Here is a 25,040-nt window from a genome sequence, read left to right as displayed (position 1 = left end):
CGATCGTCAATCGCCCTCGCGATCACGAAAACCCAACAGATAAAGAATACCGTCCAGTCCCAATGTCGATATCGCCTGCTTGGCCGATTGTTTGACCAATGGCTTGGCCCGAAAGGCAACGCCAAGGCCGGCAATTGACAGCATGGGCAGGTCATTGGCGCCATCACCCACGGCTATGGTCTGCTCCAGGCTTATCCCTTCGCGAATGGCCAGTTCACGCAACAGATCGGCCTTACGCTGACCATCGACTATAGGTTCGAGCACGTCTCCGGTAACCAGGCCGTTTTCCACCGGCAAGGCATTGGCATAAACGTAATCGATACCCAGACGCTGCTGCAGGCGCTCGGCAAAGTAGCTGAAGCCACCGGACAGGATGGCGGTTTTGTAGCCCAGACGACGCAGTTGACTGATCAGGGTCTCCGCGCCTTCAGTCAGCCGCAGTGATGCGCCTATCTCCTCCAGAACACTCACCGGCAAACCCTTCAGCAAGGCCATGCGCTCGCGGAAACTGGCCTTGAAGTCCAGCTCACCCCGCATGGCGCGCTCGGTAATCTCGGCAACCTGATCGCCAACGCCTGCGGCCTTGGCCAGCTCATCAATGACTTCGGCATCAATCAGCGTTGAGTCCATATCGAAGACCACCAATCGGCGGTTGCGGCGGAACACGCTGTCCTGCTGGAAGGCGATATCAACGCTCAACTGCTGGGCTATGGTAAGAAACTCGGCGCGCAGTTGCGCTGGATCAGCTGGTTCGCCGCGCACGGAAAACTCGATACAGCCCTTGCCCTGGTCGGCTGGAAGGCCCTCGGGAATCCGCCCGGACAAACGGTCAATATGATCAATATTAAGACCATAGCGCGCGGTGATTTCACTGACCCTGGCGATATGCTCGGCAGTCACACGCCTGGCCAGCAGCGTAACAATGTGCCGAGGCTTGCCCTGACCGGTAACCCAGCGCGCATACTCCTCGGCACTCACTGGGGTAAAACGCACCTGCTGATCCAGTTCGTAACCGCGAAAAAGAATATCCTTGAGCACATCAGCCATACCGGTTTGACCGACCATCTCTACCAGAATGCCGAACGACAGCGTGTCATGTATCACGGCCTGGCCAATATCCAGGATATTCACTTCGGCTCTTGCCAGAATGCCGGTTATGGCCGCTGTAAGGCCCGGTCGATCCGGTCCGGTAATATTGATCAGCACGATTTCCTTCAAGGGGCGCTCCAGTCTGAAATGAAAATGGCTATTGATCGCCATTCTAACTGGAAAACGGGCAAGGCTCACAGATGCTGGCTTTTGCCACACTCGGGGAATCGCTATACTGGCGATATTCGCATGCCCCTGAGGGCAGACTGCCTTCACCGGACCGAGCCATACCTTGAACCCGATACCGCCCCACTCAGACAATCTGTTTATCCGTTGCTATAACCATTGGCGGGAAAACGGCTTTGGCCTGCGCAGCAAACTGACCATGCTGGCTGTCATCCCCCTTTTACTAGCACTTTTGGGTTTGGGGCTTGCCAAGCAACAAGTACACAACAACATTGCAACGCAGGCCGACCGCGTAGGAGCAGAGCTGGCCCGCCAGATCGCCAGTTCACTGGCAGACTCCCTGGCGGCAGGCGATCAACTCAGCCTTAACCTGCAGTTGGCGCAGTGGAGTAAAAATCCCCTGATCGCCCATACCCGCGTTTATAACGCGGATAACCGCATGATTGCCGAGGCTGGACAACGTAATGGCGTCCGGATTGCGCCAGGCCAGGGGCATTTCAATGCGGCGATTCAGATTCAGGACGTCATGGAGGGTCAGGTTCAACTCAGTCTGAGCGCCACCCCATTCGCCTCGCCTGCGCAGTCACTTATCAGTACCAGCCTGTGGATATTGATTGCCCTGCTACTGGCTTCCGGACTGGTCGCCTGGCGTATGGCGCATGGCATGACCTCGGCATTGCAGGCCCTGGGTGCCTGGCATAGCCTTGGCGACACTGAGATCCCTGGACGCGATCGCAGTGATGAAATCGGTGCGTTGGCGAGGCAGATGCTAACCAACACACTGGCCAACCAGCCAGAGCCAGAGCCAGAGCTTGAAGTGGATACGTCCCCCTCCATTCAGCCCCCGCCAGACGATCAGCTGGCAGCCGAGGTGCACATCCAGCAGCCGTTGAGCGGCGATGACGGCCTTGATGTACAACCCGAGATTGCAGACAGCCCAGCGGCGGCCCTAGCCGAGGACAACCTGACACCAGTCGCCAGCGCAGTCGATGACATTCATGACGAAGAAGACGTTGCTCAAGAGCTCGTTGACGAAGCCGACAGCACAGAAACCATGGTTGAGGTGCAGGCCGTTCATCCCTCAGGCACCCCGCAGCATGAAACGGCATTGCTGGCGGTCCGACTCGGCAATCAGGATGCCTTGAAGCGCTTGCCGCGCAGCCGTCTGATGGCATTACTCGATCGCTACCGCACGCAGCTTGAACAGGCCTGCCAACTGTATAACGGACACCTGCATACTCTGATCGACGGGACCAGCCTGATGCTGTTCCACGCCCGCGAATGCCGGCAAGATGAACTGACCCACGCGCTGTGCTGTGGTGAGTTGATCCGGGTACTGGGGCATGATTTGCAGGTGGAAATTGCTGACACCGGTATTACCCTGCACCTGCAACTGACGATTGGCCACGCATCGTGCATGCGCTTTGTCGAAGAGCAACAACTGGCCGATCAACCAGCCTGCCAGACGCTGTTCGAACAGATCGGATTTAGCCGCAACCTGCTGCTGCTGGAGGCCGAACTGGCCAATCAGCCGAGCCTACTGCAACGGGCTGTGGTACGGCGTCTAGCCAGCCAACCTGGGGTCTACTGCATAGAACGATTGCAGGACCCCTATCAGAGCATGCTGGAACAGCAGCTCAGTCATCTTTACCGTCAACGTCAACATTGACTTGGACAGGCACTTTGCCCATCTCGACGTTCATCTGATCAACTTTCTGGAAACCGCGCGGCAGCTTGTTGCCGCGACGTCCACGCTCACCACGATAGTGCTCCAGATCAGCCGGCTTGAGGGTCAAGGTTCGCTTGCCTGACGTCAGTATCAGACTGGCATCCGGCGGTAACAGGGCCGTAGCCAAGAGAAACTCTTCACGGGTTTTAACCCGCGCCGACGGCACAGAAAGTATCTTGTTGCCCTTGCCCTTGGCCAGTTGCGGTAGGTCCTTGAGGGGAAAGACCAGCAAGCGCCCCTCGTTCGACACCGCTACCACAAGATCAGCGTCCATCGCCGACACTGGCAATGGCGGCATGACCCGACCACCCTCTGGCAGACTCAGCAAGGCTTTGCCGTTCTTGTTCTTGGCCAGCATTTCGCTACCCTGGACAACAAAGCCATAACCGGCGTCCGAGGCCAACAGGTACAGCGTCTGCTCATCCGGCATCAGCACATGTTCAAAGGCTGCGCCAGGTGGTGGGCTCAGGCGACCCGTCAAGGGTTCGCCCTGACCCCGCGCAGAGGGCAAGGTATGCGCCGTCAGGGAATAGCTGCGGCCTGTGGAGTCGATAAACACCGCCTGCTGATTGGAGCGCCCGGATGCCTGGGCCTGCCAGGCATCACCGGCTTTATAGGACAGCGTGCGCCCATCCACATCATGACCCTTGGCACAACGCACCCAGCCCTTCTCGGACAAGACGACGGTAACGGGCTCCGAGGGCAGCAACTCGGTCTCCGACAACGCACGTGCCTCACGGCGCTCGACCAACGGCGAGCGCCGGTCGTCCCCATAGGTTTCAGCATCAGCCAACAACTCATCCCGGACCAGGTTGCGCAGCAGTTTGTCGCTGCCCAGCACCGCCTGCAGCTTGTCACGTTCTTCTTCCAGGGCATCCTGCTCACCGCGGATCTTCATCTCTTCCAGACGCGCCAACTGCCGCAAGCGAGTATCGAGAATATAGTCCGCCTGCACCTCGGTCAGGCCGAAACGTGACATCAGTTCGGCACGCGGGTGTTCCTCGGTACGGATGATGTGAATGACCTCATCGAGATTCAGGAAGGCGACCAACAAACCCTCCAACAAGTGCAGTCGAGCCAGCACCTTGTCCAGACGAAACTGCAGGCGCCGACGCACTGTGGATATGCGAAAGCCCAGCCACTCACCGATCAACGTACGCAAGTCTTTCACGGCCGGACGACCATCGGTGCCGATAACGTTCATATTGACGCGGTAACTGTGTTCCAGATCCGTGGTGGCAAACAGATGCTGCATCAATTCCTCGGCATCGACCCGGCTGGAGCGTGGCACAATAACGATGCGCGTGGGGTTTTCATGGTCAGACTCGTCGCGCAGGTCGGCGACCATCGGTAGTTTCTTCGATTGCATCTGCGCGGCTATCTGTTCCAGCACCTTGGAGCCCGACACCTGATGCGGCAAAGCCGTCACCACGATATCGCCATCCTCGCGAGTCCATACGCCGCGGCAGCGCACCGAGCCACGTCCGGTGGCATAGAGCTTCAACAGCTCATGACGCGGCGTGATGATTTCCGCCTCGGTGGGGAAGTCCGGGCCCTGAATATGCTCACACAGCTCATCAACCCCAGCGCCGGGATCATCCAGCATACGCACACAGGCCGCAGCCACTTCACGCAGGTTGTGCGGTGGGACATCGGTGGCCATACCCACGGCAATCCCGGTGGTGCCGTTAAGCAACAGGTTGGGTAGACGGGCAGGCAGCACCATAGGCTCGTCCAGGGTCCCGTCGAAGTTCGGCTGCCAGTCCACTGTACCCTGGGCCACTTCGGTCAGCAGGGTTTCGCTGTAACGCGCCAGGCGCGCCTCGGTATAACGCATGGCGGCAAAGGATTTCGGATCATCCGGTGCACCCCAGTTACCCTGACCATCTACCAGGGTGTAGCGATAGGAAAAGGGCTGCGCCATCAGCACCATGGCCTCATAACAGGCCGAATCGCCGTGCGGGTGATATTTACCGAGCACATCACCAATGGTGCGTGCGGATTTCTTGTGCTTGGCGCCGGCCGACAGACCTAGCTCACTCATGGCATAGATGATGCGCCGCTGCACCGGCTTGAGTCCGTCACCAATATGCGGCAAGGCACGGTCCATGATCACGTACATGGAGTAGTTGAGATAAGCCTCTTCAGTAAAGGCCGACAGGGCGCGTCGCTCTACTCCATCCATACTCAGATCCAGACTGTCAGTCATACTTATCCTCGGTTAAATCAGAAAACGCGCATCGGTTAGCGATACTGGCGCAGAATCAATTCTCCACCCTGCTGGCTGAAGTCCAGCTGGCGCAGGGCGCTCATACCCAGCAGTACTTCATCTCCGGTCATGCCAGGAATAATGCCGGCACTGACATCCCGGAGGCGAATACCGCCCAGGTTCAGGGAGCTGATTTGCGTATCGAAACTGTCCGCCATGCCATTGGCGGTATTGACCATCACACGGCGCCCGGACTCCAGGCGTAAGCGCTCGGCCAGGCTACCCGGAATAGCCACGAAGGTCGCCCCGGTATCCAACATGAAGGTGACATCAGCGCCATTGATCTGCCCCTTGAGCAGGTAATGCCCCTGTGGGTTGGCCTGCAAGCGCACCTCAATGCCCTGATCCGTGGTCTGCGCTTGCGGCTGCTGGTTGGGATTGTACTTGCGCTCCTCGAACGCAGCGAACCACTGTACCGCGAGAAACAGGCCGGCAGCCCAGGCCAGATACATCATGACCTTGCCAAGACGCTGGGTTTGCGGCGCCTCACTCACGGCAGAGTCTCCTGTCGCGGTCAAAGGCAATCAAAGCAACACCTCGGCCAGATTGCCTTTGCTTTCCAGCCAGATCTTGCGGTCACCGGCACGCTTTTTCGCCAGTAGCATGTCCATCAAGGCCTCAGTGGCCGGCATATCATCGATGGTCAGCTGCACCAGACGACGGGTATCCGGCGCCATGGTGGTTTCACGCAACTGCAGCGGATTCATTTCACCCAGCCCCTTGAAACGGGTGACCTGAATCTTGCCGCGTTTGCCCTCTGCCTCAATGCGGTCCAGCACGCCCTGCTTTTCTGCATCATCCAGTGCGTAGAACACGTCCTTGCCGATATCGATCCGGTATAGCGGTGGCATGGCAACAAACACGTGCCCAGCCGCTACCAGCGGCTCGAAGTGCTTTACAAACAGGGCGCACAACAAGGTGGCGATGTGCAGACCATCCGAATCGGCATCGGCGAGAATGCAGATCTTGCCGTAACGCAGTTGCGCCAGATCCGGCGAACCCGGATCAACCCCAATGGCCACCGCAATGTCATGCACCTCCTGAGAACCCAGCACCTCACCGGAGTCGACCTCCCAGGTATTGAGGATCTTGCCACGCAGTGGCATGACCGCCTGGAACTCCTTGTCACGGGCCTGCTTGGCACTGCCACCAGCCGAGTCCCCCTCGACCAGAAACAGCTCGGAACGCCGACTGTCCTGTCCGGCACAATCCGCCAACTTGCCGGGCAAGGCCGGGCCCTGGGTAATACGCTTGCGTTCGATTTTCTTGCCGGCCTTGAGTCGTCGGCCAGCATGGTTGATGGCCATTTCTGCAATGAGTTGGCCGATATCAGCATGTTGATTCAGCCACAGACTGAACGCATCCTTGACCACACCGGAAACAAAGGCGGCTGACTCGCGGGATGACAGGCGCTCCTTGGTCTGCCCGGAAAACTGCGCCTCGGCCATTTTCAGTGACAACACGTAGCTGACCCGCTCCCACACATCCTCAGGTGCCAGTTTGACACCTCGCGGCAGCAGATTACGGAACTCACAGAACTCGCGGATGGCCTCCAGCAGACCGGCACGTAACCCGTTGACATGGGTGCCGCCCTGCGCCGTAGGGATCAGGTTGACGTAACTTTCCTGAATCAGCTCACCCCCTTCGGGTTGCCAGAGCACGGCCCAGTCCACGGTTTCCTGGCGCGCCTTGAAGCTGCCGACAAAGGGCTCTTCCGGCAGGGTCGGCCACTCGGAACAGGCATCCAGCAGGTAATCGCGCAAACCGTCCTGATACAACCAACTGTGCTGCTCGCCACTCTGGCGGTCATCAAAGTCGACTTTCAAGCCAGGGCAGAGAACGGCCTTGGCCTTGAGCAGATGCTTGAGCCGGCTGATGCTGAACTTGGGTGAATCGAAATAGCTGGGATCCGGGCAAAACACCACGGTGGTACCGGTATTGCGCTTGCCGACCGTGCCCACCACCTCGAGTTCACTGACTTTTTCGCCATGTTCGAAGGCCATGGCGTATTCGTTGCCGTCGCGGCGGACACGCACATCGACACGCAGGGACAGGGCGTTGACCACGGAAATACCTACACCGTGCAAACCGCCGGAAAACTGGTAATTCTTGCTGGAAAATTTGCCGCCGGCATGCAGCCGCGTGAAGATCAACTCTACCCCGGACACCCCCTCCTCGGCATGGATATCAACAGGCATGCCCCGCCCATCGTCGCTGACTTCAAGGCGGTTATCCTGATGCAGAATCACGGCGATGCTGCGGGCATGACCAGCAAGCGCTTCATCCACACTGTTGTCGATCACTTCCTGGGCAAGGTGATTCGGCCGCGTGGTATCGGTATACATGCCCGGGCGACGACGCACTGGGTCCAGACCACTGAGGACCTCCAGTGCATCGGCGTTATAGGTCGATTGTGACATAGCTTGTCTGGGCTTCCTTGATGCTGGTGATGCAGGGAGGATCAACCACTTGAATGGGGCAGGTCAATCCTTGATGCCGCATAGTATCCGTCTGCGGCCAGGCATGCCAATGGCCGCGCCTCCTCGACCCTTTTCGAATCAATATCCCGTGGCGTCAGGATCGGGAATAAAGCGTCCATGCGGCAGGCGCTTGACCTGTGTCTCGATCCGGCCGTCATCAAAGAGTTGCAGCCAGCGATAACCCGGCGCCTGGCTGTCGGTGGCAAACTCCTTGCTTTGGGCAGCAAACTGCACGCAGGTTGACGGCGTCGCCAACAGCCGCAACGGCCCATGCTGCTGTTCAAACTCCTGGTGTACGTGCCCCCAGAGCAATGCACGCACACGCTTGTCAGTCGCCACAATCGGCATCAACGCCGTGCTGTTAAGCAAGCCCAGGGGGTCCATCCAGCCACAGCCGATGGCAACCGGATGGTGATGCAGGCAAACCAGCACGAACCGGTCATCGGCACTGGCCAGCGCATCAGACAGCCGCTCAAGCTGGGATTGCGCGAGGAAACCTGCGACTGAGCCAGGCAAACTCGAGTCGAGCATGACGATACGCCAGGCACCAAGGTCAACCCAATTTTGGTTCAGTCCCAATGGGGCGCCAATATAGTCCATCAAACGGGCATCGTCGTGATTACCCGGTATCCACACGCAGGGCGCAGGCAGGCGTTCGACAGCGCTGATGAAGTGGCGATAGCCCTGCTCACTGGCATCCTGAGCAATATCACCCGTGGCCAGAATCAGATCAATAGCTGTGGCTTCTGCCAATACCTGATCAACAACCGCGTGCAGACTTGCCAGCGTATCCAGCCCCAACAGCTCGGTATTCTGCTGGGCATACAGATGGCAATCTGTCAGTTGCAGAATACGAATATGACCTGATTCAGTCTTTTGCGGTGATGCCATGAACCACCTGCTCCCCGTCCTAATACAATGGCCTATGATGTCAACAAGATGGCAGATAATCCAGTGACTGGTTCACAGCTGCAGGGTAAAGGCAGCGGTTTCAGGCCATTCAGCCGGTAAAACTGAGCCGATCCTCACTCTGCCCATGGCGCTGACAATGACTCAGCCACTCCCCCAAAAACTGGTTCAACTGGAACTTTTCATCCGGCTGCAACATCTGTTCGTTTGGATAGGGATAAACCCCTCTGAACTGTCTGCGGCTGTAAGCGGCGACCACTTCAGCCATGGCGGCATCATGATACAGCCTGACTTCCATGCTCGGCGGTGCCAACCAGCCAGGACCACTGTGATGCAGCAATTGCACTGTGGTGGTGTAGCGGCAACGCTCAAGCAGACGCACGGACAGGCGCTGGGGCTGACCATCGCCCGTATCGAGCAACAAGCTGCGCTCGGAATGAGAGTCCGCGTCCGGCATCAATTTCAGCAAACGCCAGTAATTGGACTCACAGACAGCCTGCAGACTGATCAGGTCAACACGGTAACGAGGTTTGCGTAACTGGTTCATGGCTGCGGCCCAGCCTGTTGCTGCAGGCGTTGGGCATGCATGGCCAACCACTGCAGACTGATGATACTGGCTGCGTTATCGATGCGCCCCGAGTCGACCGCTGTTAGCGCATCGTCACGCGACCAGACACTGACACGAATGTCCTCACCTTCCTCCTGCAAACCATGAATACCGCCCACGCCTCGGCTATCGACCAATGCGCAGTAAAGATGAACGCGTTCGTCACTGCCACCGGGAGAGGGAAAGTAGCGGGTAATGGGTATCAGCTCTCGCAACACCAGGCCGGCTTCTTCATCGGCTTCACGGTGAGCAACCTGCTCGGGCTGCTCATCGGTATCAATCAAGCCGGCAACCAATTCGATCATCCAGGGATTGTCACACTTGCCGATCGCACCAATGCGCATCTGCTCCAGCAATACCACACTGTCCAGCCAAGGGTCATAGGGCAATACGCACACAGCGTCGTGCCGCACAAAGAGTTCGCGGCGAAGCTGCGGGCCCCAGCCGCCGGCAAACAGGCGGTGACGCAGATGCAGCACATCCAGGCGATAAAACCCCTTGAAGGCGGTGTCGCGTTGAATGATCTCGACATCGGCGGAACTGAAGGACACGGCAACTCCCGGTCTTAAGCGGCAAGATAGAAGTTACAAGCTACAAGCAAGTGAGGGTTGCGGGCAAGTTCGGTTTGTAACTGGAAGGCAAAAGCGGCATCCATGCTCCGCCGGCAGACGCGCTGTCATGGCTAACGCCTGAGCTGGAGGCTGGAGGCTGGAGGCTGGAGGCTGGAGGCTGGAGGCTGGAGGCTGGAGGCTGGAAGACTAGCCCTGGCGCCCACTGATGCAAAGCACTTCGGCATTAAACCGTGCACCCAACTCCCTAACACTGCAGTTTATGACCATCCCAGCCTCTAGCATTCAGCGAAGGTGTGAGGCCCCAGCCTCACACCTTCTGATACAGCTGCGAGCCCGCCTGGCGAAACTCAGCCGCTTTGGCCTGCATGCCTTCCTCTGCCTCCAGGTCCACTGCCTCGATGCGCTGGGCTTCAGCGTAATCGCGCACTTCCTGAGTAATTTTCATCGAGCAGAACTTCGGTCCGCACATGGAACAGAAGTGCGCCACCTTGGCCGACTCCTTGGGCAGGGTTTCATCGTGAAAAGCCCGAGCCGTATCCGGATCCAGGCCCAGGTTGAACTGGTCTTCCCAGCGGAACTCGAAGCGCGCCTTGCTCAAGGCATTGTCACGGATCTGCGCGCCGGGGTGGCCCTTGGCAAGATCGGCAGCGTGAGCAGCGATCTTGTAAGTAATGATCCCGGTTTTCACATCATCGCGGTTGGGCAGGCCCAGGTGCTCCTTGGGCGTGACATAACAGAGCATGGCACAGCCGAACCAGCCGATCATCGCCGCGCCGATACCCGAGGTGATGTGGTCATAGCCGGGCGCAATATCGGTGGTCAAAGGCCCCAGGGTGTAGAAAGGCGCTTCGTCGCAGCATTCAAGCTGCTTGTCCATGTTCTCCTTAATGAGTTGCATGGGCACATGACCAGGCCCCTCAATCATCACCTGAACATCATGTTTCCAGGCTATCTTGGTCAGCTCACCCAGGGTTTCCAGCTCACCGAACTGCGCTTCATCATTGGCATCGGCGATCGAACCGGGACGCAAGCCGTCCCCCAGCGAGAAAGACACATCATAGGCCTTCATGATCTCGCAGATATCTTCAAAATGGGTATAGAGGAAGTTCTCCTTGTGGTGAGCCAGACACCACTTGGCCATGATCGAGCCGCCACGCGAGACAATCCCGGTGACCCGCTTGGCGGTCATCGGCACGTAACGCAACAGCACCCCGGCATGGATAGTGAAGTAGTCGACACCCTGCTCAGCCTGTTCGATCAGGGTATCGCGGAAAATTTCCCAGGTCAGGTTCTCAGCCACACCGTCGACCTTCTCCAAGGCCTGGTAGATGGGCACAGTACCGATCGGCACCGGTGAATTGCGAATGATCCACTCACGGGTTTCATGGATGTTTTTGCCGGTCGAGAGATCCATGATGGTGTCCGAGCCCCAGCGAATACCCCAGGTCATCTTCTCCACTTCTTCTTCAATAGAGGAGCCCAGCGCCGAGTTGCCAATGTTGCCATTGATCTTCACCAGAAAGTTTCGACCGATGATCATCGGTTCCAGCTCGGTGTGATTGATGTTGGCCGGGATAATGGCTCGACCGCGGGCTATTTCTTCACGAACAAATTCAGCCGTAATATCCTTGGGGATGCTTGCGCCAAAACTGTGACCCGCATGTTGCGCGACCAATAACCCAGCCTGCCGGGCCTCGGCCAGCTTCATGTTTTCGCGAATCGCCACATACTCCATCTCGGGCGTAATGATGCCCTGTCGGGCATAATGCATCTGCGTGACATTGCGGCCAGCCATGGCGCGGCGAGGCGTGCGTACATGGGCAAAACGCATGTGGTCGAGTCGCTCGTCAGCCAAACGCGACTTGCCGAACTCGGAACTCAACCCGGACAGCACCTCGGTATCATTTCGGTCTGCTATCCAGGCAGAGCGCACATCAGCCAGGCCTGCGCGCAAATCAATAGCCACTTCCGGGTCGGTGTAGGGGCCCGATGTGTCATACACCAATACCGGCGGATTAGACTCAATACCCTTGTCCGTCTGAGTGTCGGCCAGACTGATTTCGCGCATAGGTACACGAATGTCCGAGCGCGAGCCCGTCACATAGATCTTGCGGGAGTTGGGAAAAGCTTTGGTTGATGCGCTATCTGCGCCGGAGGTGGCGATAGCGGTATCCGATAACTGGCTGCTCATTGCTGTACTCCACTGCGGGTTGACTTCACAGGGAATCGAAGTCACAGGCAGCGGCAGCAACAAGGCTGTCGATACGGGAAGACATCTCGATTCCTACGCCGGTATTAGCCGGTTCAGGTTCAACGGGTATGATCTCAGCCGCCCCTAAAAGGTAGCACCCCGTCAAGATGACTACAGCTTACCCCAGCACCGCGTCGCAAACCACCGCTGCACGCTCGCACTGGCAATATCAAACCAGCGCCGACGAATGCCAGGGCAGCGAGAGGAAACAATCTGTTCCAAGCCCACCAGCAGTCTTTGCTTGACCATATACCTGCCGGTCATTAGCCTTGATCAATTATTCCCTCCCGTTACGAAGGATCTCTGCATGCTGCGTCCTCTGTACCTCGCCATCCTGCTTGCCGGCTTTTCCACACAGGCCCTGGCCGAAAATGACCTGATGTCTGTGTATGAAGAAGCCCTGGCCAACAGTGCCGACCTGGCTGCGGCCCAGGCAGATGCCATGGCTCGTCAGGAGGCCCTGCCCCAGGCCCGAGCTCAGTTGCTGCCGAATATCGGCCTAGGTGCCGGGACCAGCCGCGAGCGCATTGACATTGATGGCGTTGGCAGCGACAGCTACACCAGCAATTACTACCAGGCATCACTGACCCAGCCCCTGTTCCGCGCTGACCGCTGGTTCAATTATCAGGCAGCCAAGTCGATTAGCGAACAGGCCGAAGTCGAGTTTTCGGCGACCCAGCAAAATCTGATCCTTGAAGTGGCCAGGGCCTATTTCAATGTGCTGCGTGCCAGCGATAACCTGGCCACCGCCCGCGCCGAGGAAGAGGCCTTTGAGCGCCAGCTGGATCAGGCTCGGGAGCGTTTCGACGTTGGCCTGTCAGCACGCACTGACGTCCTTGAAGCCCTGGCCGGCTTCGATACCGCTCGCGCGGCCCGGTTGACCGCCAAAACCAATCTGGACGTCAGCTACCAAGCCGTGACCCGCCTGACCAACCGTGACTATCAGCGCCTGGTAGGCATCAGCCACGAGCTGCCGATACTGCCGCCCACACCCAGTGACCTGCAGCAATGGGTCGATACGGCTGCTGCTCAGAACCTGAGCTTGCAAGCCAGTCGCCTGGCCGTAACCAGTGCCAACCAGACCCTGCGCAGTAGCAAGTCTGCCTACGCCCCCACTGTCGATGCCTTTGTCCGCTATAACAACAGCGGTACCAGCGGAGCCAGCAGTACGGGAGGCGGTGGTGGCGGATTTGACGGCGGCAATAACAATGATTCCGAGCTGAGCAGTATCGGTGTTGAGTTGACTTTGCCCTTGTTCACGGGTGGCGCAACCACCTCACGGGTCCGCGAATCCAACTATCGCCTAACCCAAGCCGAGCAGCTCAGCGAATCTCAATTGCGCCAGGTTGTCGAGAGCACGCGCAACCTCTATCGCACTGTTACATCAAGCGTTGAGGAAGTTGAAGCCCGGCGTCAGGCTATCATTTCCGCCAAGGCCGCACTGGACGCCACGCAAACCGGCTATGAAGTCGGCACACGTAACGTAGTGGACGTGCTGGAAGCTCAGCGCAACCTGTTTCGTTCTGTACGTGACTACAACACCGTGCGCTACAACTACATCATTGACAACCTGAGCCTGAAACAGGCAGCCGGCACCCTGAGTCCGGAAGATCTGACCGACCTGTCCACCTGGCTCAACCCGGACTACAACCCGGACCGCGATTTCATTCCGCCCTTCACAGAAGAAGAAGCCCAACGCATGTCCCTCGGTCGTCAGACGCCAGCGGGCGACGATGAACGGCGCATGCGCAGCTCGTTCTAAACGCCACCCCATCCTCGCGCAAACAGCCGCGAGGATGGGGCTTCAGGAATCCCTATCAGCCCTCGCCAGCAGATGGTCGATACCCTGTAAAAGCGCTGACAAGGCTCCTTCGTTATCCTTGACCACAGCCTGACCAGCCATCCCCGCCTTACGCATCGTTTCAGCACTGGCAAACAGTGCGCACACCGATTCAGCCAAGCTCTCGTCGTCGTCAACAACCTGCAGCGCACCAGCACCTTCCAGTAATTCGCCAATTTCAGCGAAATTGAACCGGTGCGGGCCGCTTAGTATCGGTTTGCCCAGTGCTGCCGGCTCAAGATAATTGTGCCCACCGCTGGCTACCAGCGAACCACCGACGAAAGCAAGGTCGGCACAGGCATAGAGCATCATTAGCTCGCCCATGGTGTCGCCGAGATATACCTGCTGCTGTGCCGCGGGTTGCTCACCAAGACTGCGTCTGGCCAAGCTCAGGGCGCTGTTGGCGATCAACTGCGCGACTGCATTGAAACGCTCGGGATGACGCGGCACCAGAATCAGCAGCGCTTCAGGTTGATGGTCCAGAATGCGTTTGTGTGCAGCCAAAATCACTTCGTCCTCCCCAGCATGGGTGCTGGCGGCAATCCACACCGGCCGCTCGCCGATATCCGACCGCAGGACAGCGGCACTGGCCAGACTATCGGCATTCGGCTTGAGGTCGAACTTGATGCTGCCTGTGATGCTCATGGCTGACTCAGGCACGCCAAGAGCAGCAAAGCGCACAGACTCGGCTCGTGTTTGTACGGCAACCCAGTCAAGCCCCTTGAACATCGGCCTAACCAACCAGGCAACGCGCTGATAGCCGCGGGCCGAGCGTTCCGACAAGCGTGCATTGGCCAACACCAGAGGCACCTTGGCCGCCTTGGCCTCATGTACCAGGTTCGGCCACAACTCGGTTTCCATGATGATGCCGATGCGCGGGCGCAGACGCCGCAGCAGACGCCGCTGTAACCAGGGCAGATCATAGGGCAAGTAAACATGCCCAACCTGATCAGCAAACAGCCGACGAATCTGTTCCGAGCCCGTGGGCGTCATGCAGGTGATGGTCACCGGCAAGGCCGGATAATGTTGCAACAGTTCGCGCACCATCGGGGCTGCTGCAATAGCCTCGCCAACCGACACCGCATGCACCCATATACCTCCGGGGCGCAGATCGCCACCCAGTCCAAAGCGCTCATGCCAGCGCCGCGCATAGGCCGGTGCACGCAAAGATCGATACAGCAGGCGAGCAATAATCAGTGGCAGGCAAAGTACAAAAATAACGGTATAAACGAGACGGGACATCATGACTCCCCAGTGACAGTCGGCAACATGTTGCGCCGAATTGACTGCGACCTATGGTAGCAGAAGTTCGCACGCGGCCTGGCAATGTCTATACTAGGGCTCTTTTCATTACCTGTATGGGAGCTCATGAGCACACCTCTTGACACCGACATCTGTTTGATCGGCGGCGGCATTGCTGGCCTCTGGCTGAATGCACGTCTTCGTGCTGCCGGCTACAACACCCTGCTGATCGAACAGAATCAGCTGGGTGGCGGACAAAGCATGAAATCCCAAGGCATCATCCATGGCGGCACCAAGTATGCCCTGCAAGGCAGCCTGACCCAGGCTGCTGAAGCCATCTCAGGCATGCCTGCTCGCTGGCGCGCCTGTCTGGATGGCCGGGGTGAGCTTGACCTTCGCGGCGTTCGAGTATTGTCGCAGTATCATTACTTGTGGTCGCCCGGCAGCCTGATCAGCAATCTTGCCGGCTTTTTTGCCAGCAAGGCACTGCGCGGCCGGGTTGACCAGATCAAGGGCAAGGCACTCCCCGAGGTCTTTGCCCACCCCGCATTCAAGGGCAAAGTCTACCGACTGGCAGAACTGGTGCTGGACGTACCCGACCTGGTGAAACACCTGGCCGAGCTCAGTGCTGACAGCCTGGTCTTCGACCCTGACCCCAAGGTACTACAGGGGGATCATGGCGACATCCAAGGCATAGCGATCGAAGGCCACCTTATTCGTGCCCGGCGCTACATCCTGTGTGCCGGAGAGGGCAACGAACAGTTGCTGCAGCAGTGGGGGCTGAGCAAGCCCGCGATGCAACGCCGGCCCTTGCAGATGGTTTTAGTCAAGGGTGCACAACTTCCTCCCCTGTACGCCCATTGCCTGGGCAACAGTCCGAAACCCCGCCTTACCGTAACCACTCATCCCTGCCATGACGGCCAGTGGTGCTGGTATCTGGGTGGCGAGATCGCCGAACAGGGTGTTGAGCAAAGTGCCGCACAACTGATTGCCAAAGCACAACAGGAACTGGCTGCCCTGTTACCCTGGGTAGACCTTAGCAGCTGCCAATGGCAGACCCTGCCCGTTAACCGTGCCGAACCGGCGCAGAGTGGCCTTACCAGACCCGATAGCGCCTATTTGCAAGCCAGCAGCAATGGCCTTGTCAGTTGGCCGACCAAGCTGGCTCTGGCACCGGATCTAAGTGATCAGGTTCTGGCAGAGCTGGAACGGCAGGGCATTCAGCCCTCAGCGCAGAAAAGCAACCTTGGTCTGCCCAGACCTGCCCCGGCCGTACCGGTATGGGACGGCCTGTTCCCATGAGCGATATGCGCAATTTTCTCAGACCCCTGGGTGATACCAGCCTGCTGGTATCACCACTCGGACTTGGCACGGTAAAACTGGGCCGCAATCAGGGGGTCAAGTATCCCAGTCATTTTGAATTGCCGAGCGACCGAGAGGCAGCCGATCTATTGGCGCTGGCCAGTGAGTTGGGCATCAACCTGATCGACACGGCACCGGCCTATGGCAGCAGCGAAGAGCGCCTTGGCCAGTTGTTACGCCGCCAGCGTCAAGCCTGGGTGATCTGTTCCAAAGTCGGTGAAGAGTTCGAGCATGGTCAATCGCACTTTGACTTCAGTGCCGGACATACCCGACTGTCGGTTGAACGTTCGCTGAAGCGCCTGGCTACCGACTACCTTGATCTGGTGCTGGTACACTCCGATGGCAACGATCTGGCCGTACTGGCCGAGGAGGTCTACCCAACGTTGGCCAAGCTTAAACAGGCGGGATTGATCCGTGCCTTCGGCTTTTCCGGCAAGACAGCGGAAGGCGGCATCGCTGCCCTGCAGCAGGGTGACTGCGCCATGGTCACTTACAATCTGCAGGAGCAATCGGAAACAGCCGTACTCGACTTTGCGCTGTCACACAACAAGGGCATTCTGATCAAAAAAGCACTGGCCAGCGGGCACCTGTGCAAAGAGGGCAACGACCCCACTGAAGCCAGCCTGAAATGGGTGCTGGGCCACCCTGCCGTTACCAGCGCCATTGTCGGCACCATCAATCCTGCACACTTGCGGGCCAATGTCGCGGCAGCCGTGAAGGTGCTAGAACAACAATAGGGATACATGCATGTCACGCATCATCGCCCGAAAAAACCCGGTCATCTTCAAAACCCAGGCTATTCATATCAAGGCCACGCCGGAAGTTCTCTGCTACACCCCGGTCGGCAACCCGCTCAACTTTGATGAAATGCAGTCACTGCGCCTACCTGTCGCTATCAGCGACCCCTGGCAATTCGAACTGACGGTCGCCAACCTCGGTGTGTCCATTAATCTGACGCTGAACTGGCAAGGCCGCAGCTTCCGCGTTCTGGTTCGACAGATTCGTCAAGATCACGGCGATACCGTACTGAAATTATTGTCTGGCTACGTACCGGCGCATGAACTCCGCGTGCCCCTGCTCACAGCCATCACTGAAATAGCCGAAGAACTGCTGATAGAGAGCCCCTGGGGTTGGTTGCAGGGCCGATACCAGAATACCTGGTTACCCACGCCCTACTCCGGTTTGAAAAAAAGCAAGCGTCACCATTTCATCCTCAGCCCATTACAAGGCGCAACCCACCCGGTGTTATGCCGCGAATTGCACTTGATCGAGCGACCCAGGGCCTATGTCCACTTGCCCAGCAACTCACTGCAGCTGGTCTATTCCCTGCAACTCAGCCTGCCGGACAATTGCCACAGTTTGAGCCTGCTACATGCCGATGAACATCTCGACAGCCAGACCGGTGAGCTCGTTGTTGAAATGGACAGCCGCCGGCCCGAACTTTTTCTTGCCGAGATAAGCGACGGCAGGGCCAATGGCAAGGTATTTACCCTGGAAAAGGGCGAGCTGATTCCGCGAAGACCAACCCAGCCCAAGCTGAGTGAAAGCATGGCGGAACAGGTAGGCTGGGTAGTAGCTGCCCCTCGGGCCAACTGGCCAGAAGGGCTAAGCCGTCTTTAAGCGTCGCCGCGTTCGCGGATTTTCTCGACTATGGCCGTGGTTGAACAGCTCTCAACAAAATTCAGCACCTGCACATCACCACCGTAAGCCTGGACTATGGGCGCACCCACTACCTGATCAACACGGTAGTCACCACCCTTGACCAGCACATCGGGTTTGAGCTGACCCAAGAGCCGCTCGGGGGTGTCCTCGGCAAAGCTGATTACCCAGTCCACCGCGCCGAGCCCAGCCAAGACGGTCATGCGCCGCTCAACACTGTTGATCGGTCGGCCCGGCCCCTTCAAGCGACTTACCGAGGCATCATCATTAATGGCCACAATCAGGCGATCACCCAGACTGCGCGCCTCTTCCAGATAGCCGACGTGACCGGCGTGGATAATATCGAAGCAGCCGTTGGTAAAGACAATGCGCTCACCATGGGCACGGGCATCCTCGACCGCCTGCTGCAATTGCTCCAGACCCAAAACGCCGCGCTCACTCCCCTGCTCACGCTGAACTGCACGGCGCAGTTCCGGTGCGCTGATAGCCGCTGTACCCAGTTTGCCAACCACGATGCCGGCGGCCAGATTGGCCAGGGCCACGGCCTGCGGATAGGGCTCACCCGACGCCAGAGCAGCGGCAAGCGTAGAAATCACCGTATCGCCAGCACCGGTAACATCGAACACTTCGCGGGCACGGGCCGGCAGGTGCAAGGCCGACTCACCCTTGCGCAACAATGTCATGCCCTGTTCACTGCGAGTCACCAGCAGCGCCTCAAGCTCGAGCATCTCGATCAGAGCCATGCCCTTATCGACCAACATCTGTTCACTATCACAATGACCCACCACCGCCTCGAACTCGGCCAGGTTCGGCGTCAGCAGCGTGGCGCCGCGATAAATTGAAAAGTCCTTTCCTTTGGGGTCGGCCAACACCGGCACTGAATGCTCTCGGGCCAAGGCAATAAGCTGTTGATGATTGACCAGGGCACCCTTGCCGTAATCCGACAGAATCATGACCTTGACCTTGCCGATCAGCTCTCTGGCAGCAGCAAGAATGGCCTGACCATCGGTCTTGAAAGGCGCTTCAAAATCCAGCCTGATCAATTGTTGATGGCGGCTCATGACCCTTAGCTTGGTGATGGTTGGCTGTTCCGGGTGCGCCTGAAAGGCGCAATACACGCCCGCAGCGTTAAGGCGCTGCTGCAGGCTCAAGGCGGCCTCATCGTCACCCGTTACACCCACCAGCCAGGCTGGGGCGCCAAGCGCTGCTATATTCAGTGCCACATTACCCGCGCCGCCCGGTCGATCTTCGATCTGCTCGACTTTGACCACAGGGACCGGCGCCTCCGGGGAAATACGATGGGTCGGTCCATGCCAGTAACGGTCCAGCATCACGTCGCCGACCACCAGTACCGGTGCTGAATCAAAGCGCGGCATACTCAGTTTCATTCTAATATTCACCTGTCTTCTCTACCCTTCAGGGGCGTTCCGATCATGACGCCTGGCCTGGCTCGTCCTGAAACTGCATGCTGTGCAGACGCGCATAATAGCCATTCTGTTCTATAAGCTCCCTATGGCTGCCGCGTTCGACTATTCGCCCCTGATCCATGACCATAATTACGTCGGCCTTCTCAATGGTTGACAGCCGATGGGCAATAACCAGCGTGGTTCTGCCCTGCATTACCCTGTCCAGGGCTTTCTGGATGTGCCTTTCGGACTCTGTATCCAGTGCCGACGTTGCTTCATCAAGAATCAGCAGCGGCGCATCCTTGAGCAAGGCACGGGCAATCGCCAAACGCTGCCGCTGACCGCCTGACAAGAGCACACCGTTTTCACCAACCAGTGTGTCCAGGCCCTTCGGCAACTTATTGACGAACTCGCTGGCATAGGCTGCCTCGGCGGCCGCCTCAATGTCGGCGCGCGGCGCCCCGGCCAGATCACCATAGGCAATATTGTTGGCCACGGTGTCGTTGAACAGGGTGACGTGCTGAGTCACCAGGGCGATATGCCGACGCAAGTTGGGTAGCCGGTAGTCTTCAATCGGCACGCCATCAATGAGTATCTGACCTTGACTGTGGTTATAGAAACGCGGGATCAGACTGGCCAGGGTGGACTTTCCGCTGCCTGAACGGCCAACCAATGCGACCATCTGGCCTGGTTCAATAACAAAGTCGATATCCTGCAATACCGACTTGTCGGTGCCTGGATAATTGAAACTGAGATTACGTACTTCAACGCGACCACTGACCCGCTCGCGCTCAATCACCCCTACATCCGTTTCCTGGTCTTCATCCAGCTGCTCAAAAATACTTTCCGCCGCCGCAATGCCTTTCTGGATATTGGCGCTGACTTCCGACAACTGGCGGATGGGCTTGGGCAGCAAACCAGCGGCCGTAATGTAGGAAACCAGGTCGCCTGCCGTAGCGTCGCCGCGCAGAAAAAGTACCAGGAACATGATAACGGCCATGGCGCCGTAAGTGACCAGCTGCAGCGTTGGCGTGAACACCGCACCAGTGCGGGTCATTTTCAGTCCGCGCTGACGATTTTCTTCGCTGGCGCGATTGAAACGGTCGATTTCATACTGTTCGCCACCGTAGCTGCGCACCACCCGATAACCACTGATGGTTTCCGAGGTGACATGGGTAACATCGCCCATGGCAGCCTGGATTTTCTTGCTCTGCTTGCGAAACTTTTTGCTAGTGCTGGTTACCATCAGGCCGATCACCGGCAGGATAGCCAGCAAGACCAGGGTCAGCTTCCAGTTCATCCACAGCAAATAAGCAAACAGGAAAATCACCGTCATCCCTTCACGGAAAACCACTTTGATCGCATCGGTGGCCGCTCCGGTCACCATGGTCACGTTGAAGGTAACGCGAGATACCAGATGACCGGAATTGTGGTTATCGAAATACTGATTGGGCAAGGTCAGGAAGTTATTGAACAAAGCAGTGCGTAGGTCATGCACAACCCCTAGAGACACCTTGGCAATATAAAAGTTACCCAGAAAGGAGCCAACGCCCTGATAGAAAGCCACCAGAATAATGAAGGCGGGAAACCCCCACAGCAGTGGAATGCCAAAAAATTCGGCACCCGCACCCGCGTTCAGACCGTCAACAAAGTACTTGAGCATCCAGGCCATGGCCGGCTGACTGGACGCAAAAATGGTGAAACCCAAAATACTGATACTGAAGGGAATCCAGTAGGGTTTGACATACCCCAGCAGCCGCAGGTAAATCCTGACGCTGGATTGCATGAAACTTTCATTCAATGGATTGGGCATGGACTGTTCGCAGTAGAATGATGGAACGAGAGTTTAACACAGGGAAAGATCGACCAACGGTAGAATGGAAAATGCGATAAACTTGTTGTTTTTTTTGATTGGGAAACAGCTTTGCAAACACTCAGCAACGCAGATTTTGAACGCTGGCGCGAGGACGCCGACGTTCTCGAGAAGGATGGCCATGGCGACAAGGTCCTGCGCTTTGCTGACGGCACCTTCTTCAAACTGTTCCGGCGCAAGAGCCTGTTCTCGAAAACGCTGCTGTTCCCTCCCGCACAGCGCTTTGCGGACAACGCCGAAGCACTGCGCAAACTGGGCATAGCTTGCCCGGACATTATTGCCGTATACCGGCTCATCAACCCTCCACGCAATGCGGTGCATTACCACCCGCTGCAAGGTACAACCTTACGCGATCTGCTCAACCGCGATGTCAATCTTGGCCAGATTGAACTCTTTGCCAAGCTCGCCACCTTTATCACTGAACTACATGACAAAGGTGTGTACTTCCGCTCGCTGCATCTGGGCAATATAGTGCAAACCCCCTCTGGCCAACTCGGCCTGATCGACATATCGGACCTGCGCTGCCTGGGCAAACCCCTACCCAATAGCATGCGCAAGCGCAACTACCAGCACTTGTTACGCTATGAGCAGGACTGGGCACTGGTCAGTCCGATAGTGCGCAGCCAATTCAAGCCTTGACCAACGCCTTACCCGGACGGTATTTAAACAGAAAGTGCCGATAACGCTTGATGGTTTTGCCATTCCAGCGGTACCAGGGCAACTCGGCAAACAATTGCCGCGCGAATTCACGATCATATTTAACCGCACTCTTGAGCGTGTTGTTAATCAGGCTACGCTTGCCTCGCATATAGCCTGGATGGTCGCGATAGCAATCCAGCCCCATCAATAACCAGGGATAATTGCCCTTATAGTTGTGCGATTGATTACGGCCATGCTGGCGATACAGCGTGACCATGTCTTCGATGATATCCAATGGATAACCCGCGTGAGCAATGCGCAACTCCAGATGATGATCCTGAATGCGGTTATTGACGTCATAGCCGCCCGCTTTCAGAACAGCCTCACGTCGAAACACGGCGGTAGGACCGCCCAGCCAGATGTCATCATTTTCAAACAAATCCTTGAAACGATAACGCGCGGCACGCTTGTTCGGCGCCCCCTTCATTGGCGCGCCCTGGGCATCGATAAACTGAAAGTTTGCCCCACAGCCACCCAGTTCAGGATACTTGAGCAGGTGCCCGACCTGAATACTGATCCTCGAAGGCAGCATGATATCGTCGGAATCAAAAGTCAGAAAAAACTCGCCCTTTGCAACCTGAAGGCCAGCATTCACAGCACGGGTCACACCCTGATTGGTCTGATTGATCAGAGTGAAGTCGTGCTCGCTACGTAGCCTTTCGATCGCCTCGAGACTCTGATCTGTAGAGCCATCATTTACCACAATCAGTTCGATATTCGGATAGTCCTGAGCGAACACCGAGCGCAGGGACTCTTCTATATAATCACCGTGGTTGTAACAGGCAACCACAATAGATACTAGGGGGGCTTCCGACACGTTAGTACTCCTGCCTATCGTCCATGTTTTCCGGCCAACAGTATAAGGTCCAGGCAAGCATCGCTCCAGCATCTGAGCTCGAATCCGACCAGGCAGAACCCCACAAACCGCGTTTCAATTTCACATCAGCTCGCCAAGCTGGTTAGAATAAACTTCTTACATGGCTCAAACTAAAGCCATCAAGCTCAATATTACTGTGGAAGCCAGACAGCCGATGATCGATATCCAGGCCATAGTCAAGATTGCAGTGGACGCCGGGGAACAGATTCTGGCTGTTTATCAACAGGATTTTGCCGTTACCGACAAACAGGACAGCAGCCCGCTGACAGAGGCGGACATGCGTGCCCACCACCTTATTTGCGCGCGCCTTTCGCAACTGACCCCTGATATCCCGGCCCTATCGGAAGAATCCTCTGCCCAGGATAGTCTAGATCGCATGCAGTGGACCCGCTACTGGCTGGTTGATCCGCTGGATGGCACAAAGGAGTTCGTCAAGCGCAACGGTGAGTTCACCGTGAATATCGCACTCATTGATAACGGCGTCCCCGTTATGGGCGTTGTACATGCACCCGCGCTGGGCATCAGTTACTGGGGCGAACAGGGGCGTGGCGCCTTCAAGCAGGAGGGTCAAGCTGCTCCTGAAGCCATTCAAGCTGCCCAGCCCCCTTTGCCCGGCAAAAGCTGGAAGGTAGTTGGCAGCCGCTCACATGCCTCTGCCGACTTCGAATCATTCATGACGGCCCTGCCAAACAGCGAACTGGTGGCCATGGGCAGCTCGCTCAAGCTCTGCCTGGTGGCAGAAGGTGCAGCCGATCTGTATCCGCGCCTCGGTCCCACCAGTGAATGGGATACGGCTGCGGCACAGGCCGTGGTAGAGGCTGCCGGCGGTCAGGTCTTGCGCTATCCGGAACTGACACCGCTTCGCTACAACCAGAATCCCCAGTCGCTTCTCAACCCCTGGTTTATAGTCTGCAGCCAGACACATCCAGACTGGGCCAGTTCGGCGACCGACAAGGCAAAGCTGGTTTATGAGGAGCGAGAAAATGACAGTAAAGCCGAGGTTGTCTGGCACAAAACACAGGTAACGCCAGTCATGCGTCGCCAGTTGATTGGCCAACGCCCACGCTGCATCTGGCTCACCGGGCTCTCAGGCTCGGGCAAGTCAACCATTGCCAACGCCCTCGAGTTCAGCCTGCATCAAGCTGGCAACAAGACTTTCCTGCTGGATGGCGACAATGTGCGGCATGGCCTGAACAAGGACCTGGGCATGACTGATCAGGATCGGGAAGAAAATATACGCCGGGTGGGCGAAGTGGCCAAACTGATGGTTGATGCTGGCTTGCTGGTCATTACCGCCTTCATTTCGCCTTTCCGGGAAGATCGCGAGAAAGCCAGAGCGCTGTTCGAGCCGGGCGAATTTATTGAAGTGTATATAGACGCACCGCTTGAAGAGTGTGAGCGGCGCGATCCCAAGGGTCTCTATCACAAAGTCAGGCTCGGACAACTGAAGGACTTTACAGGTGTTGATTCACCCTACGAAGCCCCTGACTCAGCAGAGATTGTCGTACCGACGCAGCATCAATGCATCGGCGCGTCTGTTGCCCAGATCATGGCATACCTGGATAGCTCACCCTTGCCTTAGCGAAACAGGCAAGAGCTAACTTGTATAGCCAAACAACTGATAGTCACGTCGGTATACCTCGGCCACAATACTTCTCGCCTCATCGGAGATGCTGATAGACAAAGCCGTCATTTGCGAACGGTTGGTGTGCGACAGGTTAACCTCAACATCCAAGGCTCTGCACACCTGGACGAAGTCAGAACTGATGTTCTCCTGCTTACCAATAAAGTCCATATCCACTTGTCCAAGGCCATTGACCAGGAAGTGCCATTGCGGGGCAAAGTGAATTTGCTTGACCGCATTTTCGGCACACAGCCAGTCAATCACAAAATCATCGAAACAAGCGTACCGGCTAACCAATCGCCGCGCTCCCGCATCTCTGGCTATACCCCTCTCTTCTCGCAGGTAATTGAACGCTGAGAGAGCCCT

General features: G+C 57.3%; 20 protein-coding genes and 1 riboswitch. Of the genes, 7 read left to right on the top strand and 13 right to left on the bottom strand.

The window, feature by feature from the left end; all coding sequences use genetic code 11:
• Nucleotides 1–6: 6 nt before the first annotated feature.
• Entirely contained in the window at nucleotides 7–1,218 is a 1,212-nt protein-coding gene (gene serB, locus AC27HQ_RS03795) for a phosphoserine phosphatase SerB (RefSeq protein ID WP_487154649.1), read from the bottom strand.
• Between the two features lie 163 nt (nucleotides 1,219–1,381).
• Between serB and AC27HQ_RS03790 the strand changes: the two genes are divergently transcribed.
• Nucleotides 1,382–2,944 carry a hypothetical protein gene (locus tag AC27HQ_RS03790; RefSeq protein ID WP_487154648.1) on the top strand — a complete coding sequence of 521 codons (1,563 nt, stop codon included), beginning with the start codon at nucleotides 1,382–1,384 and terminating at the stop codon, nucleotides 2,942–2,944.
• Here the strand turns inward: AC27HQ_RS03790 and parC are convergent.
• From parC to thiC, 7 genes are all read right to left on the bottom strand, one after another.
• Nucleotides 2,913–5,213 (bottom strand): DNA topoisomerase IV subunit A, encoded by a 2,301-nt coding sequence (gene parC / locus AC27HQ_RS03785; protein ID WP_487154646.1) that lies wholly within the window; start codon nucleotides 5,211–5,213, stop codon nucleotides 2,913–2,915. The two genes, AC27HQ_RS03790 and parC, sit on opposite strands and share 32 nt — an antisense overlap.
• A gap of 35 nt (nucleotides 5,214–5,248) precedes the next feature.
• Nucleotides 5,249–5,767 (bottom strand): retropepsin-like aspartic protease family protein, encoded by a 519-nt coding sequence (locus AC27HQ_RS03780; protein WP_487154645.1) that lies wholly within the window; start codon nucleotides 5,765–5,767, stop codon nucleotides 5,249–5,251.
• 30 nt (nucleotides 5,768–5,797) lie between these two features.
• Nucleotides 5,798–7,693 (bottom strand): DNA topoisomerase IV subunit B, encoded by a 1,896-nt coding sequence (gene parE, locus AC27HQ_RS03775; RefSeq protein WP_487154644.1) that lies wholly within the window; start codon nucleotides 7,691–7,693, stop codon nucleotides 5,798–5,800.
• 138 nt (nucleotides 7,694–7,831) lie between these two features.
• A complete protein-coding gene (gene cpdA / locus AC27HQ_RS03770) occupies nucleotides 7,832–8,644 on the bottom strand; it encodes a 3',5'-cyclic-AMP phosphodiesterase (RefSeq protein ID WP_487154642.1) in 813 nt (270 codons plus the stop codon).
• 109 nt (nucleotides 8,645–8,753) lie between these two features.
• Complete coding sequence (locus AC27HQ_RS03765; RefSeq protein WP_487154640.1) at nucleotides 8,754–9,209, bottom strand: DUF1249 domain-containing protein; 456 nt, start codon at nucleotides 9,207–9,209, stop codon at nucleotides 8,754–8,756.
• Nucleotides 9,206–9,820 carry an NUDIX domain-containing protein gene (locus AC27HQ_RS03760; RefSeq protein WP_487154638.1) on the bottom strand — a complete coding sequence of 205 codons (615 nt, stop codon included), beginning with the start codon at nucleotides 9,818–9,820 and terminating at the stop codon, nucleotides 9,206–9,208. Before AC27HQ_RS03760 ends, AC27HQ_RS03765 begins: the two co-directional genes overlap by 4 nt.
• A 328-nt stretch (nucleotides 9,821–10,148) precedes the next feature.
• Nucleotides 10,149–12,032, bottom strand: coding sequence for a phosphomethylpyrimidine synthase ThiC (thiC, locus tag AC27HQ_RS03755; protein WP_487154636.1), 1,884 nt, complete (start codon nucleotides 12,030–12,032; stop codon nucleotides 10,149–10,151).
• A gap of 73 nt (nucleotides 12,033–12,105) precedes the next feature.
• Nucleotides 12,106–12,204: riboswitch (TPP riboswitch) on the bottom strand.
• Between the two features lie 195 nt (nucleotides 12,205–12,399).
• On the opposite strand from thiC, the gene AC27HQ_RS03750 reads away from it, so the two are divergent.
• Nucleotides 12,400–13,854 carry a TolC family outer membrane protein gene (locus AC27HQ_RS03750; protein ID WP_487154635.1) on the top strand — a complete coding sequence of 485 codons (1,455 nt, stop codon included), beginning with the start codon at nucleotides 12,400–12,402 and terminating at the stop codon, nucleotides 13,852–13,854.
• A 42-nt stretch (nucleotides 13,855–13,896) separates the two neighbouring features.
• Here AC27HQ_RS03750 and waaA read toward each other — a convergent pair whose 3' ends face one another.
• Nucleotides 13,897–15,174 carry a lipid IV(A) 3-deoxy-D-manno-octulosonic acid transferase gene (gene waaA, locus AC27HQ_RS03745; RefSeq protein ID WP_487154633.1) on the bottom strand — a complete coding sequence of 426 codons (1,278 nt, stop codon included), beginning with the start codon at nucleotides 15,172–15,174 and terminating at the stop codon, nucleotides 13,897–13,899.
• A 126-nt stretch (nucleotides 15,175–15,300) separates the two neighbouring features.
• On the opposite strand from waaA, the gene AC27HQ_RS03740 reads away from it, so the two are divergent.
• From AC27HQ_RS03740 to AC27HQ_RS03730, 3 genes are read left to right on the top strand one after another with little or no spacing between them, the layout of a single operon-like run.
• Nucleotides 15,301–16,476 (top strand): FAD-dependent oxidoreductase, encoded by a 1,176-nt coding sequence (locus AC27HQ_RS03740; RefSeq protein WP_487154631.1) that lies wholly within the window; start codon nucleotides 15,301–15,303, stop codon nucleotides 16,474–16,476.
• On the top strand, nucleotides 16,473–17,273 hold the full coding sequence (locus AC27HQ_RS03735) for an aldo/keto reductase (RefSeq protein WP_487154630.1): 801 nt from the start codon (nucleotides 16,473–16,475) through the stop codon (nucleotides 17,271–17,273). Before AC27HQ_RS03740 ends, AC27HQ_RS03735 begins: the two co-directional genes overlap by 4 nt.
• Before the next feature lie 10 nt (nucleotides 17,274–17,283).
• A complete protein-coding gene (locus AC27HQ_RS03730) occupies nucleotides 17,284–18,156 on the top strand; it encodes a metal ABC transporter ATPase (protein WP_487154628.1) in 873 nt (290 codons plus the stop codon).
• On the opposite strand, the gene hldE is transcribed toward AC27HQ_RS03730, so the two are convergent.
• Both hldE and msbA read right to left on the bottom strand, forming a co-directional pair.
• A complete protein-coding gene (gene hldE, locus AC27HQ_RS03725; RefSeq protein ID WP_487154627.1) occupies nucleotides 18,153–19,583 on the bottom strand; it encodes a bifunctional D-glycero-beta-D-manno-heptose-7-phosphate kinase/D-glycero-beta-D-manno-heptose 1-phosphate adenylyltransferase HldE in 1,431 nt (476 codons plus the stop codon). The two genes, AC27HQ_RS03730 and hldE, sit on opposite strands and share 4 nt — an antisense overlap.
• Before the next feature lie 43 nt (nucleotides 19,584–19,626).
• Complete coding sequence (gene msbA, locus AC27HQ_RS03720; protein WP_487154625.1) at nucleotides 19,627–21,387, bottom strand: lipid A export permease/ATP-binding protein MsbA; 1,761 nt, start codon at nucleotides 21,385–21,387, stop codon at nucleotides 19,627–19,629.
• Between the two features lie 138 nt (nucleotides 21,388–21,525).
• Here msbA and AC27HQ_RS03715 point away from each other — a divergent pair, with 138 nt between their 5' ends.
• Nucleotides 21,526–22,113 (top strand): BUD32 family EKC/KEOPS complex subunit, encoded by a 588-nt coding sequence (locus AC27HQ_RS03715; protein WP_487154624.1) that lies wholly within the window; start codon nucleotides 21,526–21,528, stop codon nucleotides 22,111–22,113.
• On the opposite strand, the gene AC27HQ_RS03710 is transcribed toward AC27HQ_RS03715, so the two are convergent.
• The gene (locus AC27HQ_RS03710; protein ID WP_487154622.1) at nucleotides 22,103–22,990 is read right to left on the bottom strand and encodes a glycosyltransferase family 2 protein; all 888 of its coding nucleotides are present in this window, start codon (nucleotides 22,988–22,990) and stop codon (nucleotides 22,103–22,105) included. The genes AC27HQ_RS03715 and AC27HQ_RS03710 overlap by 11 nt on opposite strands.
• 160 nt (nucleotides 22,991–23,150) lie before the next feature.
• Here AC27HQ_RS03710 and cysQ point away from each other — a divergent pair, with 160 nt between their 5' ends.
• Entirely contained in the window at nucleotides 23,151–24,632 is a 1,482-nt protein-coding gene (cysQ, locus tag AC27HQ_RS03705) for a 3'(2'),5'-bisphosphate nucleotidase CysQ (protein WP_487154620.1), read from the top strand.
• A 15-nt stretch (nucleotides 24,633–24,647) separates the two neighbouring features.
• Here the strand turns inward: cysQ and AC27HQ_RS03700 are convergent.
• Nucleotides 24,648–25,040 (bottom strand): sulfotransferase family 2 domain-containing protein (locus AC27HQ_RS03700; protein WP_487154619.1); only part of this gene is annotated, 393 nt, incomplete at its 5' end.

Source organism: Halopseudomonas sp. 4NH20-0008 (genome assembly GCF_057548395.1).
This window is presented reverse-complemented; position numbering and strand designations above follow the sequence as displayed.

Excerpts from the sequence above, each read along its gene's own strand:
- parC (WP_487154646.1), bottom strand. The coding sequence starts at position 5,213 with ATGACTGACAGTCTGGATCTGAGTATGGATGGAGTAGAGCGACGCGCC.
- parE (WP_487154644.1), bottom strand. The coding sequence starts at position 7,693 with ATGTCACAATCGACCTATAACGCCGATGCACTGGAGGTCCTCAGTGGT.
- cpdA (WP_487154642.1), bottom strand. The coding sequence starts at position 8,644 with ATGGCATCACCGCAAAAGACTGAATCAGGTCATATTCGTATTCTGCAA.
- AC27HQ_RS03765 (WP_487154640.1), bottom strand. The coding sequence starts at position 9,209 with ATGAACCAGTTACGCAAACCTCGTTACCGTGTTGACCTGATCAGTCTG.
- thiC (WP_487154636.1), bottom strand. The coding sequence starts at position 12,032 with ATGAGCAGCCAGTTATCGGATACCGCTATCGCCACCTCCGGCGCAGAT.
- AC27HQ_RS03750 (WP_487154635.1), top strand. The coding sequence starts at position 12,400 with ATGCTGCGTCCTCTGTACCTCGCCATCCTGCTTGCCGGCTTTTCCACA.
- waaA (WP_487154633.1), bottom strand. The coding sequence starts at position 15,174 with ATGTCCCGTCTCGTTTATACCGTTATTTTTGTACTTTGCCTGCCACTG.
- AC27HQ_RS03740 (WP_487154631.1), top strand. The coding sequence starts at position 15,301 with ATGAGCACACCTCTTGACACCGACATCTGTTTGATCGGCGGCGGCATT.
- AC27HQ_RS03735 (WP_487154630.1), top strand. The coding sequence starts at position 16,473 with ATGAGCGATATGCGCAATTTTCTCAGACCCCTGGGTGATACCAGCCTG.
- AC27HQ_RS03730 (WP_487154628.1), top strand. The coding sequence starts at position 17,284 with ATGTCACGCATCATCGCCCGAAAAAACCCGGTCATCTTCAAAACCCAG.
- hldE (WP_487154627.1), bottom strand. The coding sequence starts at position 19,583 with ATGAAACTGAGTATGCCGCGCTTTGATTCAGCACCGGTACTGGTGGTC.
- msbA (WP_487154625.1), bottom strand. The coding sequence starts at position 21,387 with ATGCAATCCAGCGTCAGGATTTACCTGCGGCTGCTGGGGTATGTCAAA.
- cysQ (WP_487154620.1), top strand. The coding sequence starts at position 23,151 with ATGGCTCAAACTAAAGCCATCAAGCTCAATATTACTGTGGAAGCCAGA.